Here is a 14,442-nt window from a genome sequence, read left to right on the forward strand (position 1 = left end):
AACTCTTTTTTTTTGCTTTTTACTCACCCAAAAGTAGTGTTCACTCATTTTAAGTTTTATAGAAATTGAATTAAATATAGATTTGGTTAAACTTTAAAAACGAAAGCTTATGAAACACATTTTACTATTATTTTTAGCAATGAGTTGTCCGATTATGAATTACAGTCAAACTGAAATTAAAACTTCTGAAGAACCGATTAAGGTATATGCATTAGATGAGGTTGAGTTAGTTGCTTATGGGATAAAAGCTAAAAAAGACGCTATTGGCTGTGGATATAGAGAGGTTGTATCAACAACTCATACAAATTGTACCACATACTGCTCGATAAGGAATGTGTTAATAGAAGCTGCTTTAGATAAAAAAGAACTTGATGCTATACAGCTATATCCAAATCCTTCGGCAAAAGGCATTTTTAAAATACATTTAGATGCAAAGTATAAGTCAATTGCAATAACTGTAAGTTCAATAACAGGTCAGGTTGTTTTGAGTAATTCATATCAAAATAGCCGAAGTGAAATAACGATTAATCTATCTCAATATCCACCAGGTGTTTATATTGTAAATATTATTGCAGATGGAAAACGATTAGCTACTAAAAAAGCAGTTAGAGGTTAGGTTTTTTTAATATAAAAAGCGTTATTTTGTACTTCAATTTAATGAATGACAGGACTAGTATATAAATCGACAGGAAGTTGGTACACAGTTAAAACTGAATCAGGTATCACTTACGAATGCAGGATAAAAGGTAAATTTCGTTTACAAGGTATTAAAAGTACAAATCCAATTGCTGTTGGCGATTATGTGGATTTCGATTTAGATACTAAAAGTGATGTAGAAACCGGTGTAATAAATAAAATTCACGATCGCGAGAATTATGTGGTTAGAAAATCGGTTAATTTATCTAAGCAAACACATATTATTGCTTCAAATATAGATCAGATTTTTCTTTTAATTACAATAGATAATCCACCAACATTTACCAGTTTTATAGATAGGTTTTTGGTTACGGCAGAAGCTTATTCTATTAAAACAATATTAGTTTTTAATAAAATCGACACTTATACAGAGGATACTATTTTAGAGGTGAGTTACTTAGAACATGTTTATAGTAATATTGGTTATGAAAGTGTTCGTGTTTCGGCTAAAACAGGAGAAAATATAGATAAGATTAAAACCTTAATGGAAGGCAAAGTTAGTGTCTTTACAGGTCATTCTGGAGTTGGTAAATCGACTTTAGTAAATACTATAGAACCTAGTTTAGACTTAAAAACAAAAACTATTTCTACTCAACATTCTCAAGGACAGCATACTACAACATTTGCAGAAATGTTCGATTTAAGTTTCGATGCTAAAATTATAGACACACCTGGAATTAAAGGTTTTGGAGTTGTAGATATGGAAAAAGAGGAAATAAGCGATTATTTTCCTGAATTTTTTAAGTTGAGTCAAGATTGTAAATTTAATAATTGTTTACATATTGAAGAGCCTAAATGTGCTGTTAAAGACGCATTAGGAAAAGATGAAATTGCAGCTTCGCGTTACAAAAGTTACGTTCAAATAATAGAAGGCGACGACCAGCATTATAGAACAGATATTTGGGATAAAGAATAATAATTTCCTTTCCTTTGGAAAGGGTTAGGGATAGGAATGAAAATAGTAATCCAGAGAGTTAGTAGAGCAAGCGTAACTATAGAAGGTAATAAAGTAGCTTCAATAGGTAATGGATTATTAATTTTATTAGGTATTGTTACCGAAGATACTCAGGAAGACATTATATGGTTAACAAACAAAGTTGCTAATCTTCGCATATTTGAAGACGAAGAAGGTGTCATGAATAAATCTCTTTTAGATACCAATGGAAATGTTATTGTTGTAAGTCAGTTTACATTACAAGCCAGTACAAAAAAAGGAAATAGGCCAAGTTATATTAAAGCAGCACGACCACAAGTTGCTATACCATTATACGAAGCATTTAATACTACATTAGAAACAGTTTTAAGTAAGCCAATTCAAACAGGAACGTTTGGAGCAGACATGAAAGTAGAACTTTTAAACGATGGACCAGTTACTATAATTATAGACTCTAAAAATAAAGAGTAAATAATTGAGAAGTATTTTTATAGAGGCATAAATATTACTATATTTCTACTCTAAACCAATTTAATGCAACCTAAAATATCGCTAGGCATAATTTTTATGCTTTTTACTCTTCTATGTACATCTCAATCTGATAAAACTATTGCCATAACATTAAGTCCTGATTTAAAAGAAAATGCTAATGCTGTAATAAGGCACAAAGCATTAGAAATTGAAATTAAAGCTTACAATAAGATGGTTGTTAAAGAGCATCGTATTGTAACTGTTTTTAACGAATATGGCATGAGAAATATTGGTGCTTACTTAAGTTATGATAATACTGTAAATATAAAGCATATAAGTGCTATTGTTTACAATGCATTGGGTCAGGAAATAAAAAGTATAAAAGAAAAAAAATTTAAAGATGTTAGTGCTGTTTCTGGAGGTACTTTGTTTTCAGATGATAGGCAAAAGTATCTAAGTTATACACCCACTAATTATCCATTTACTGTAGAGTATACGAGTGAATATGTTACTTCTACAACTGCATTTATTCCTCGATGGTTTCCTGTTGAGGGCTATTTTGTAAGTACCGAGTATTCTAGTTTTAAAATTGTTAATAATTCTGCTATTGTATTAAATAAGAAAGCATCTTATTTAGACGGGTATAATATTAATGAATTATCAGATTTTTATTATGAAGCAAAAAATATTAAAGCTATTAAAAAAGAAGCTTATGCTCCCAGTTTTTCATCTTTTGCGCCACATTTAAAGTTCGCTTTACAAGAGTTCGATATGAAAGGTGTTAAGGGACAAAATTCTAGTTGGACAGCTTTTGGCAAATGGGTAGATACAGACTTAAATAAAGATACAGAAGAACTACCAGAAGATGTCATAAGCGAGGTTCAGAATTTAACAAAAACGGAGAGTTCTAATTTAGAAAAGGCTAAAATTGTTTATAAATACATGCAGGACAAAACACGATACATAAGTGTTCAGGTAGGTATTGGAGGATGGAAACCAATGTTAGCTAGTGATGTCGATAGGCTAAGTTATGGAGACTGCAAAGCGCTATCCAATTATACAAAGGCGTTACTTAAAGCAGTTGGTGTAGAATCTTACTATACATTAATTTATGGAAATAGAGATATTGAAAGCTTCGATATAGATTTTTCTTCTCAACAAGGTAATCACGCTATATTAACAGTGCCTCATCAAGACGATTATGTGTTTTTAGAATGTACAAGTCAAACGACTCCATTTGGCTACATCGCTAATTTTACAGATGATAGAGACGCTTTAATAATTACTCCAGATGGAGGGAAAATTGTCCACACCAAAGTTTACAAAACAGAAGAGAATAGTCAAAAAACAAAAGCAATAATAACAGTAGATCAACTAGGAGGATTAAATGCTACAATTAAAGTGAATTCTAAGGGTACTCAATATAATAGGTATTCACAATTAGAATCTAAAGACCAAAAAGGTAAACAACTGTATTATAAAAACAGATTCGATAATATTAATAATCTTAAAGTTAGATCTATTAGCATTATAAACGATAAAGAGAATGTTATCCTCACTGAAAACCTAGAGCTAGAAGCTAGTAAATATGCATCAAAAGCAGGAAATATGTTGCTATTAACTCCAAACGCTTTTAATAAAAATACTTATATACCACCAAGATATGAAAATAGAACATTGCCTTTTGAGGTAGATAGAGGTTTTGTAGATGAAGATGAATACGTGTTTACTTTAAATCAAGCACTTTCTATAGACGTAATGTTCGAGCCTGTAACTATAAGTAATAAGTTTGGCGAGTATGCTACTACAATTGAAAAAATAGGTGATAAAAAATTTAAGTATAAACGGAAGCTAATAATAAATAAAGGAAAGTACTCCAAAGACGATTACAAAACTTTTAGAACATTTTATAGTAATATAACAAAACATGACAAGTCCAAAATAACATTAAAAAAATAAAAGAAATGAATTTAAAAAACATCTTTTTAGTAACACTTTTGTTAACTCTAAATAGTGTTGTAGCACAAGATTATAAATTTGGAAAAGTAAGTAAGGAAGAATTAATCGAGGAGATTAATTCGGTTAATCAGGAAGCACATGCAACCGTTTTGTATAAAAAACATAAAGTGTTTTTTGAATTCAATCAAGATGATGGATTTATGTTAGTGAATAGTTATCATGAACGTATAAAAATTTATGACAAAGAAGGTTTTGAATGGGCAACAAAACGTTTTAGTTTGTATAATTATAACAATAAGAGTGAAAAGTTAACTAATTTAAAAGCATATACTTTTACACTAGAAAATGATGGTATTAAAAAAACGAAATTAAAAAAAGAAGGTATTTTCGATGAGAAAAACAATAAATATTGGTCTACTAAAACGTTAACCATGCCAAATGTTAAAGAGGGTTGTGTTATCGAATTCGAATATGCTATTCGCTCTCCATTTATGAAAATTAATGATATTGTTTTACAATACGATATTCCAATTAAAAAGTTAGATGTAGATGTTATTATTCCTGAATATTTTATTTACAATAAAAGTATAAACCCTAGAGCAGTTTTTAATCCTGAATTAGAAGATTATTCCACTAAAAGAAGCGAAAGAATAACGTCTAAAACCCGAAGTAAGAATTTAGGTTTTTCTGCAGTAAAAACGAATATAGAATCTTCAGATCTAAACTTTAATGAAAAAGGTTTTAAAGTGTCTATGAATAATATACCAGCTTTAAAGTCTGAACCATTTGTTCAAAATGTAAATATTTATAGAGCTAAAATTATTATGGAATATGCCGCTTATAAAGGTTTAGATAATTTATATAAAAATTATTCTACTACTTGGGATGTGGTCACTAAAACGATATCTAACAGTTCTAGTTTTGGAGGAGAGCTTGAAAAAAATAAATATTTTGAAGAAGATATTGATGCACTTATTTCTGAAACAGATAAACCAGAAAATAAGATTGTTAAGATTTATAATTTTGTAAAGACGAAAGTGAAACATAATAATTTTATTGGTTTATATTCTAATGAAGGTGTTAAAAGGGCTTATAAAGAAGGTGTAGGTAATATTGCTGAAATAAATTTAATATTAACTGCAATGCTTCGCTATTCTGGTTTAAATGCTAATCCAGTGATATTAAGTACTAGAGATAATGGAACACCATTATATCCTAATACAGAGGGTTTTAATTATGTTATTTCAGCAATTGAAGATGACACTGGAAACCTTATATTATTAGATGCAGCTAACGAGAATAGTGCTATAAATATATTGCCCGAATCTGCTATTAATTGGCAAGGTAGAATTATTAGAAAGAATGGTAGCTCAGATTGGATAAGTTTAAACCCTAAAAAAATATCTAAAGAAATAGTAATGTTAAAGTATAACATTAATAATATGCTAGAAGTCGAAGGTAAGGTTAGTAAACAGATTACTGATTACCTTGCATTAGACTATAGAGATAAAAATAATGGATTAAGTGAAGCAGAACATCTAGTAAAATTACAAGGAGAGAAAGACGATCTTGAAATTTTAAATTTAAAAGTAAAAAACGAAAGAGATAATAATAAACCTATTGTTTATAGTTATGATTTTAAATTAAATAATAACGTAGATGAAATTGACGGTAAATTATATATAGCACCAACATTATTTTTAAATTATAAAGAAAATCCTTTCAAACAAGATATAAGGGTTTATCCTATAGATTTTATATACCCAATATCTCGTGATTATTTAATAAATATAGATATTCCTGAAGGTTACATAGTAGAATCTCTTCCCGAAAATGTAAAGTTTCAGTTTAATGTTACAGGTGGGAGTTTTTCTTATTTAATATATAAAACTGAAAATACTTTACAACTAAAATTGAACTATAAATTGAATAAAACATTTATACTACCATCAGAATATAATCAGTTTAAAGAATTCTTTTCTTCTATTTTCGAAAAGCAGTCAGAAAAAATTATATTGATTAAAACATAATAAAAAAAGTATGGCATCATTATTTGGACATGGTTTAGTTGGTTTTACACTCACTAAAATAGCAAGTGCTAAAACAAGTAAAGTATTACTGTTATTAGCTATTGTGTCTGCTATTTTACCAGATTTAGATGTGGTAACTTTTGGTAAAATACCATACACTCATCCTTTTGGACATCGTGGTTTTACACATTCTATAGTTTTTGCTCTAATTTGGGCAACTATCTTGGCTTTTGTATTTACAAAAACAAAGCGCAAACTCTTTTTTGTAGTTATCTTTCTATCAACCATATCACATGGTGTTTTAGATGCTTTAACAACAGGAGGTAAAGGCGTTGGCTTTTTTATACCATTTAATAATGCGCGTTTTTTCTTTCCGTGGCAAGTGATAAAAGTATCACCTATTGGAATAAGCAAATTCTTTTCGAGTAGAGGAGTACAAGTTATTTTAAGTGAATTAAAATATATAGGAATTCCGTGTTTGATAGTTTTATTATTTTTACATTTTAAAAGGAAGCCTAAAAACGTTTAATTAAAAAGATAACCGCTTGAGCGGAAAGTAAACATGGATATTAAAAACGCACAACTAGAAGTAGATAACTGGATTAAAAACCATGGCGTTCGTTATTTTAACGAGCTTACAAATATGGCACAACTTACAGAAGAAGTAGGAGAAGTAGCCAGAATTATAGCAAGACGTTATGGAGAGCAAAGCGAAAAAGAAAGCGATAAAAATAAAGATTTAGGCGAAGAATTAGCCGATGTTATGTTTGTAGTCTTGTGTTTAGCAAACCAAACAGGAATAGACTTGCAAGATGCTTTCGATAAGAAATTAGATATTAAAACAAAACGCGATCACGATCGTCATCATAATAACGAAAAGCTTAAATAGTTTTTCTTTTTTTTATTTCCGCGAAGACGGAAACGGTTTACTATGAATATAAAAGTCCAAAAATCTTCAATTAAAAAGAAGTCAGCAATACAAATTACAGGTTCAAAAAGTGAATCTAATAGATTGTTATTGTTGCAAGCATTATACCCAGAAATTAATATTGAGAATGTGTCTAATAGTGACGATTCGCAATTAATGACAAAAGCTTTAGCGTCTACCGAGCAAGTAATAGATATCCATCACGCAGGAACAGCAATGCGTTTTCTAACTGCTTATTTTGCAACTCAAAATAATAGAGAAACAATAATTACAGGTTCTAAACGTATGAAAGAGCGACCAATTAAAATATTGGTAGATGCTTTAAATCAATTAGGAGCAGATATTTCATATAAAGAAAATGAAGGCTTTCCGCCACTTTTAATAAAAGGAAAGCAATTAACTAAAAACAAAGTATCGTTAGATGCTAATGTAAGTAGTCAATACATTTCGGCATTATTACTTATTGCTTCAAAACTAGAAAACGGATTAGAATTAACCTTAAACGGAAAAATAACGTCTGTGCCTTACATTAACATGACCTTGAGTTTGTTAAGTGAGTTAAATATTGAAACTAAGTTTGAAGGCAATGTAATTAGCGTAAAACCTTTGCAGGAAAAGGTAGAGACTAAAACGCTAACGGTAGATTCAGACTGGTCTTCGGCGTCTTATTTTTATAGTATTGCGGCTTTAGCAGAAGTTGGAACTTCAATTGAAATTTCATCTTATAAAAAAGACAGTTTACAAGGTGATTCTGCATTAGCAGAAATTTATAAAAGCTTTGGAGTTTCAACGGTTTTTCAAGATAAAGGAGTACTTCTTACAAAGGAAAACGAAGTAAATAAAGAAACAACAATAGATTTTAACTTGGCAAATTCGCCAGACATTGCGCAAACAATTGCAGTTACAGCCTTTGCTTTAGGCTTGGAATCTAATTTAACAGGTTTGCATACGCTTAAAATTAAAGAAACGGATAGATTAGAGGCTTTAAAAACGGAAATTGAAAAACTAGGTGGAGCAGTGGATATTACAAACGAAACACTTCATTTAAAAGTGACTAATGACATTAAAGAAAATGTAGCAATAGCAACGTATAACGATCATAGAATGGCAATGGCTTTTGCGCCTTTAGCTTTAAAAACGCCTCTTGAAATTGAAGATTATATGGTAGTTTCAAAATCGTATCCAACCTTTTGGGACGATTTAAAACAACTAGGATTTGATATTAAAGCAATTAAATAAATAATAAACAGTCATTTACTTGACAACGCCTATATTGAGATTGTATCTTTGCTACTTTCTAATACTAAAAACATACGATAAACATGAAAATGAAATTATCACACTTTAACTTCGAATTACCAGACGAGTTATTGGCAGAATATCCAGCAGAAAACAGAGACGAGTCTCGTTTAATGGTTCTTAACAGAAAAGAACAAACTATAGAACACAAACACTTTAAAGATCTTATTGATTATTTTGAAGAAGACGATGTCATGATTCTTAATAACACAAAGGTTTTTCCTGCTCGTTTATACGGAAACAAAGAAAAAACTGGAGCAAGAATTGAAGTGTTTTTATTACGTGAATTAAACGAAGAACAACGCCTTTGGGATGTTTTAGTAGATCCAGCACGTAAAATTAGAATTGGAAATAAATTATACTTTGGTGATGACGAAACTTTAGTTGCCGAAGTAATAGACAATACAACATCAAGAGGTAGAACATTACGTTTTCTTTATGATGGGTCTTATACAGAATTCCGTAAGAAATTAACAGATTTAGGTGAAACACCATTGCCTAAATATATTAAAAGAGATGTAGAACCTGAAGACGAAGAGCGTTACCAAACTATTTTCGCTAAAAATGAAGGTGCTGTAGCAGCTCCAACAGCAGGAATGCATTTTTCTAAGCACTTATTAAAGCGTTTAGAAATTAAAGGAATCGATTTTGCTGAGGTAACTTTACACGTAGGTTTAGGGACTTTTAACTCTGTTGAGGTAGAAGATTTATCTAAGCATAAAATGGATAGTGAAGAGGTAACTATTGGTCCTGAAACAGTAGAGAGAATAAATAAAGCATTAGCTGCAAGGCCAAGACGACGTATTTGTGCCGTTGGTACAACTGCAATGCGTGCTGTTGAAAGTGCTGTATCTTCAAACCATACTTTAAACGAAATTGATGGTTGGACAAATAAATTTATTTTCCCTCCTTACGATTTTAGTATAGCAAATGCTATGATTACTAATTTTCACACACCAAAATCGACATTAATGATGATGACTTCTGCTTTTGCAGGTCACGATTTTGTTATGCGTGCTTATGATGAAGCAGTAAAAGAAAAATACAAATTCTATAGTTATGGAGATGCAATGTTAATTATCTAATTATCATCAATTTCATAAAACAATTTAGCCTTGTCCATTTCAGACAAGGCTTTTTTATTATATATTAGTCTGGAACTATTAAAGAAAATATAATTCAGTTTTAAAAAATAGTATGCCTTATAGAATCTACGTTATAGAACTATCCAAACGCGTGTTTACAGAAAACGCAAAGTTTAGGGCTGCAAACCCACAATTTAATGGTGTATTGCAATGTTTGTATGTTGGCATGACTAGTAAGACGCCTAAAGAACGTTTTACGCAGCATAAAACAGGTTATAGAAATAAGAAAGGTCATAAGTTGTCTTCTAATATTGTGGAGAAATACGGTTCTTATTTAAGGCCAAGTTTGTATAACCATATCGATCCAATTAAAACTAGGGCAGAAGCGTTAAAAATGGAAGAAGCTTTGGCTTTGGAATTGCGCCGAAAACGGTATGCAGTTTGGTTTAATTAAGAATGATTTCTTCTGTATAAAACTATATTATTCGCTCTAATACACTTGTTTATATTAGGTTCGAGAGTCTCTTGACTTTGTCAAAAAAATAGTCGAACTTCGTTTAACGTATGATATAAAACATTGGAACGATTTTATATCAACGAAACATTCTAAACCATTAACACACATACTCATGCCAACAATAACTGAAGTAGGAAATTCAAGTAATTCACTAACAATTCCTCCTATAGAGTTAGATGAGTTTTTGCCTGTTATTAGATTAATCAAAAACGAATCTGAAGAAAATAAAAAAGTAAAAATCGAACAAATAGAAGAACAAGTCACTTTGTCTAAATATATCGATAGAAAAAAACGTGATTTCAAAATACAACAGATTACAACGAATGAAAACAATATTAAAATATCATTTAAAGTAGGAGATGGCAATAAAACAGGGAATATTGGTTCCTACTTTGAAGATGATGACGGATATATAGAAGCAAAATTATCTGTAAATGATGATAAAATTAAAATCATTAGTGATTCTATATTTTTAAAAAAGTATAATGATATTTTTCAATTAGAGATTGAGTTTGAAAAAGAGTACGAATCAGAATTTTATATAGAGTTTTATGCTAATGACGATGATGAAGGTTATAACAAAGGTAAATATGAAAATGTTTTTTGTGGAAAAGTAAAAATCATAAAAACTAAGCTTTGTTTATGTAATAAAGAATTAACAGAACTAGATTTAAAACAAATCATTACAAAATTAAGAAAACAAGATGGCCTTCAAAATGAACAAGAATATGCTGCTAATGGATTGGATCCTATATACATAACAAGTAATGGAACTAAATTAGTACAAAAAGGAAAAAACGTATTTTACACTTTAGATAATATAAAATATAAAGGAACTGAAAAACCAAAAAAGCATAAACCCCAAAAATCAAATTTCGACAAAATTGGGGCATCTATTTTTCAATTAAATTATGATGAAAAAATAGATAAAAATGAAGCTACTCTTAAAAATTTCGCGAAAGAATTAAATTCTGCATTTGACAAATTTGAAATAAATACTTGTATTAGAAAAATACACTTTTTAGCTCAATGTTACCACGAGTCACAACAATTTCAAAGTACTTATGAGCAAGATGCTGTAACTAAACCTAGTGGTGGAAAAAAATATATAGGTAGAGGTCTTATTCAAATTACTCATGACTATAATTACAAAAAATTATATGAGAATATAAAAGGAGGAAAACCTAGCTCTAAAGAATTATTAAATTTCGCAAGCGAAATTTCTAAAAACTTGAATTTGTCAGTTCAAGCTTCTGCATATTATTGGAGATATTTAGGTGTTCCTATTGTAGGTAAAAATATTAATATTCTTGCTAGTAAGGATGACGTTTTATTAGTTTCTAGGGCTATAAATGGTAATGTTCAAACCCCAAATGGGTTAAAGGAAAGAAAAAAATACACTAAAGAATTAAAAGAAATATTTGAATATGATAAATGTGTTAAAAACAAGTAAGCTACTATTATTAATAATAGTTATTTCTTTCTCTTGCAAAAATAAAAAAGTAATAACTAATATTAGTAAATTAAAAATTTCAACATCAGAACCTGAAAATTTAGTTGAAATAAATAACAAAAAAGCTTTAAGAATTAACATTAAGTTTGATTCTTTAGAAAAACAAATAATTAAATATCGAGATATAAATTGGGATAATATTGCTTTAGATAGTCTTATGATTCTTGATATCAAGACTTCTTATAAAGGATTAAAAATTATTAGAATTAAAAGACCTATATACCGAGGTGATTCCCCTTTTAGTTTCGAACTATCCAAATATAAAAAAAATATAAATTTAATAATTAGAGAAGAAGGAAATACAATCTTAATGGATTCTTTAATATTTCTCAAAGAGCATGACTCATATCTTATAAATGAAATATACAACATCCAACTTTCTAATATAAAATCTAGAATTTGTACTTCGAAAATAAAAATCAAGAATTCATATCTTATGTTATATGATAGCTCAGGAGAGATAAATTGTATTGAAGAAAAAATATAAAACGGTATAGAACACTATATATAGCAAATAGGGCGATTAGTTTTTATTCGAAAGGTCATTGTTGTTTACAAAGTCGCCAAATCTTTTGATTTGGTATTAAACGAGAAAAATTAAAACAAAATGCAAAAGATTTGTCTTGTGGCTAATCTGAGAGTAATCGCGCGTTTTCTGACCTACTTGCCGTATATTTAACTTAAAACGAAACCAATAAAAAAACGCTCTCAGAATCAAATCTAAGAGCGTTTTTGTAATTTATTTATCTCACACAATTTTTTCAGTATATGAGTCATTTATTTGTATGTCGAGACTCTGGACTACATCATTCCTGGCATACCACCACCCATTGGCATTCCGCCAGCAGGAGCATCTTCTTTAATATCAATTAAAGCACACTCAGTCGTTAATATCATTCCGGCAACAGAAGCAGCATTTTCTAATGCGATTCTAGTTACTTTTTTAGGATCGATAATACCAGCTTTAAGCATATCTACATACTGTTCAGATTTAGCATCGTAACCAAAGTCTTTTTTACCTTCAGACACTTTGTTTACAACAACACTACCTTCGCCACCAGCATTCTCTACAATTGTTCTTAAAGGCGCTTCAATAGCACGAGCAACAATTTGTATACCTGTAGTTTCGTCTAAGTTTTCTGTAGTAATTTTATCTAAAACGGCTTTTGCTCTAACTAAAGCAACACCACCACCTGCAACAATACCTTCTTCTACAGCTGCTCTTGTAGCGTTTAAAGCATCATCAACACGATCTTTCTTTTCTTTCATTTCTACTTCACTAGCTGCACCAACATAAAGTACTGCAACACCACCTGCTAATTTAGCAAGACGTTCTTGTAGTTTTTCTTTATCGTAATCGCTAGTTGTAGATTCTATTTGAGATTTGATTTGGTTAACACGATTTTTAATTAAATCTTTATCACCAGCACCATTAACAACAGTAGAGTTGTCTTTATCTATAGTAATACGTTCTGCAGTACCAAGCATTTCAATTGAAGCATTTTCAAGAGTGAAACCTCTTTCTTCAGAAATTACTGTTCCTCCAGTTAAAATAGCAATATCCTCTAACATTGCTTTACGTCTGTCTCCAAAACCTGGTGCTTTTACAGCAGCAATTTTTAAAGAACCACGTAATTTATTTACTACTAAAGTTGCTAATGCTTCACCATCTACATCTTCAGCAATAATTAATAAAGGTTTTCCTGTTTGTGCAACTGGCTCTAAAATTGGTAATAAATCCTTCATTGTAGAAACCTTTTTGTCATATAATAATATGTAAGGATTCTCTAAATCAGCAATCATTTTTTCGCTATCTGTTACAAAGTAAGGCGATAAGTAACCTCTGTCAAATTGCATACCTTCTACAACGTCTACATAAGTATCTGTTCCTTTAGATTCTTCAACAGTAATTACACCTTCTTTACCTACTTTACCAAATGCTTTAGCAATTAAATCACCAATAAGCTCATCGTTATTTGCAGAGATAGAAGCTACTTGCTTAATCATTTCAGAAGAGTTTTTAACCTCTTTAGCTTGCTTTCCTAAATCTTCAACAATCGCTTTTACCGCTTTGTCGATGCCACGTTTTAAATCCATAGGATTTGCACCTGCAGCAACGTTTTTTAAACCTTCCTTTACAATCGCCTGTGCTAATACAGTTGCAGTTGTAGTTCCATCACCAGCTAAATCGTTAGTTTTAGAAGCTACTTCTTTTACCATTTGAGCGCCCATGTTTTCTAATGGATTTTCTAACTCAATTTCTTTTGCAACACTAACACCATCTTTAGTAACAACAGGCGCTCCAAAAGAACGACTAATAATTACATTTCTTCCTTTTGGTCCTAAAGTTACTTTTACTGCATTTGCTAATGCATCTACACCACGTTTTAATCCGTCGCGAGCTTCTATATCAAATTTTATGCTTTTTGCCATAATGTTTTTTGTTTTTAAATTCAAATTTCAAAAAATCTAAACTCAGAATTAGGAGTCTGATTTTATAAGTAATTAGAATTTTAAGTTTTTATTTGTTTTTAAATTCCTTTTTAAAACTAGTATTAATAATAGCGATTCTTGGAATTTAATTTTTGTTTTTTGGAAGTTGAAAAACTATATAATAGCCATTATATCTTCCTCACGCATCATTAAATAGTCCGTACCTTCTAGTTTTATTTCAGAACCAGAATACTTTCCGTATAGCACAGTGTCTCCAACTTTAACAGTAAGAGGTTCATCTTTTTTTCCGTTACCAATAGCAACTACGGTACCTTTATGTTGCTTCTCTTGTGCGCTATCTGGAATATATAATCCAGAAGCAGTTTGAGTTTCAGCAGGAAGTGCTTCAACTAGTACACGGTCTGCTAATGGTTTAATGTTTATTTTGCTCATGTTATTTTTATTTAATCTGTTTAAAACACAGATGATTTATTAATTTTTATATAATATATTAAGCGAAAAATATGCCATTGGTTAGTAACTGACAAACTTACAGACTATTTATAATAACGATTAA

At 30.1% G+C, this 14,442-nt stretch carries 14 protein-coding genes; 12 read left to right on the forward strand and 2 right to left on the reverse strand.

Annotated features, from left to right (window positions below; genetic code table 11):
• The first annotated feature begins 109 nt into the window (after positions 1–109).
• From ASC44_RS12790 to ASC44_RS12845, 12 genes are all read left to right on the forward strand, one after another.
• Complete coding sequence (locus ASC44_RS12790; protein WP_083476301.1) at positions 110–616, forward strand: T9SS type A sorting domain-containing protein; 507 nt, start codon at positions 110–112, stop codon at positions 614–616.
• A gap of 45 nt (positions 617–661) precedes the next feature.
• A complete protein-coding gene (gene rsgA, locus ASC44_RS12795) occupies positions 662–1,612 on the forward strand; it encodes a ribosome small subunit-dependent GTPase A (RefSeq protein WP_055448023.1) in 951 nt (316 codons plus the stop codon).
• A gap of 36 nt (positions 1,613–1,648) precedes the next feature.
• Positions 1,649–2,101 carry a D-aminoacyl-tRNA deacylase gene (gene dtd / locus ASC44_RS12800; RefSeq protein WP_055448024.1) on the forward strand — a complete coding sequence of 151 codons (453 nt, stop codon included), beginning with the start codon at positions 1,649–1,651 and terminating at the stop codon, positions 2,099–2,101.
• Positions 2,102–2,197: 96 nt separating this feature from the next.
• A complete protein-coding gene (locus ASC44_RS12805) occupies positions 2,198–4,060 on the forward strand; it encodes a DUF3857 domain-containing protein (RefSeq protein WP_241491433.1) in 1,863 nt (620 codons plus the stop codon).
• A 5-nt stretch (positions 4,061–4,065) separates the two neighbouring features.
• Positions 4,066–6,090 carry a DUF3857 domain-containing protein gene (locus ASC44_RS12810; protein ID WP_055448025.1) on the forward strand — a complete coding sequence of 675 codons (2,025 nt, stop codon included), beginning with the start codon at positions 4,066–4,068 and terminating at the stop codon, positions 6,088–6,090.
• Between the two features lie 10 nt (positions 6,091–6,100).
• Complete coding sequence (locus tag ASC44_RS12815; protein WP_055448026.1) at positions 6,101–6,619, forward strand: metal-dependent hydrolase; 519 nt, start codon at positions 6,101–6,103, stop codon at positions 6,617–6,619.
• Between the two features lie 33 nt (positions 6,620–6,652).
• Complete coding sequence (locus ASC44_RS12820; RefSeq protein WP_055448027.1) at positions 6,653–6,979, forward strand: nucleotide pyrophosphohydrolase; 327 nt, start codon at positions 6,653–6,655, stop codon at positions 6,977–6,979.
• Between the two features lie 42 nt (positions 6,980–7,021).
• Positions 7,022–8,257, forward strand: coding sequence for a 3-phosphoshikimate 1-carboxyvinyltransferase (locus ASC44_RS12825; RefSeq protein WP_055448028.1), 1,236 nt, complete (start codon positions 7,022–7,024; stop codon positions 8,255–8,257).
• Between the two features lie 89 nt (positions 8,258–8,346).
• Entirely contained in the window at positions 8,347–9,402 is a 1,056-nt protein-coding gene (queA, locus tag ASC44_RS12830) for a tRNA preQ1(34) S-adenosylmethionine ribosyltransferase-isomerase QueA (protein ID WP_055448241.1), read from the forward strand.
• Between the two features lie 112 nt (positions 9,403–9,514).
• Complete coding sequence (locus tag ASC44_RS12835) at positions 9,515–9,856, forward strand: ribose-5-phosphate isomerase (RefSeq protein WP_055448029.1); 342 nt, start codon at positions 9,515–9,517, stop codon at positions 9,854–9,856.
• A 175-nt stretch (positions 9,857–10,031) separates the two neighbouring features.
• Positions 10,032–11,372 (forward strand): hypothetical protein, encoded by a 1,341-nt coding sequence (locus tag ASC44_RS12840; RefSeq protein WP_055448030.1) that lies wholly within the window; start codon positions 10,032–10,034, stop codon positions 11,370–11,372.
• Positions 11,347–11,919: a hypothetical protein gene (locus ASC44_RS12845; RefSeq protein ID WP_055448031.1), complete on the forward strand. Its 573-nt coding sequence runs from the start codon at positions 11,347–11,349 to the stop codon at positions 11,917–11,919. Before ASC44_RS12840 ends, ASC44_RS12845 begins: the two co-directional genes overlap by 26 nt.
• A gap of 314 nt (positions 11,920–12,233) precedes the next feature.
• Here the strand turns inward: ASC44_RS12845 and groL are convergent, their stop codons facing one another.
• Together groL and ASC44_RS12855 are read right to left on the reverse strand one after the other, a co-directional pair.
• Positions 12,234–13,865: a chaperonin GroEL gene (gene groL, locus ASC44_RS12850; RefSeq protein ID WP_055448242.1), complete on the reverse strand. Its 1,632-nt coding sequence runs from the start codon at positions 13,863–13,865 to the stop codon at positions 12,234–12,236.
• Positions 13,866–14,039: 174 nt separating this feature from the next.
• Positions 14,040–14,318, reverse strand: coding sequence for a co-chaperone GroES (locus tag ASC44_RS12855; RefSeq protein ID WP_055448032.1), 279 nt, complete (start codon positions 14,316–14,318; stop codon positions 14,040–14,042).
• Positions 14,319–14,442: the final 124 nt, after the last annotated feature.

Origin of the sequence: Lacinutrix mariniflava (genome assembly GCF_001418015.1) — a bacterium.
Taxonomy (GTDB): Bacteria; Bacteroidota; Bacteroidia; order Flavobacteriales; family Flavobacteriaceae; genus Lacinutrix; species Lacinutrix mariniflava.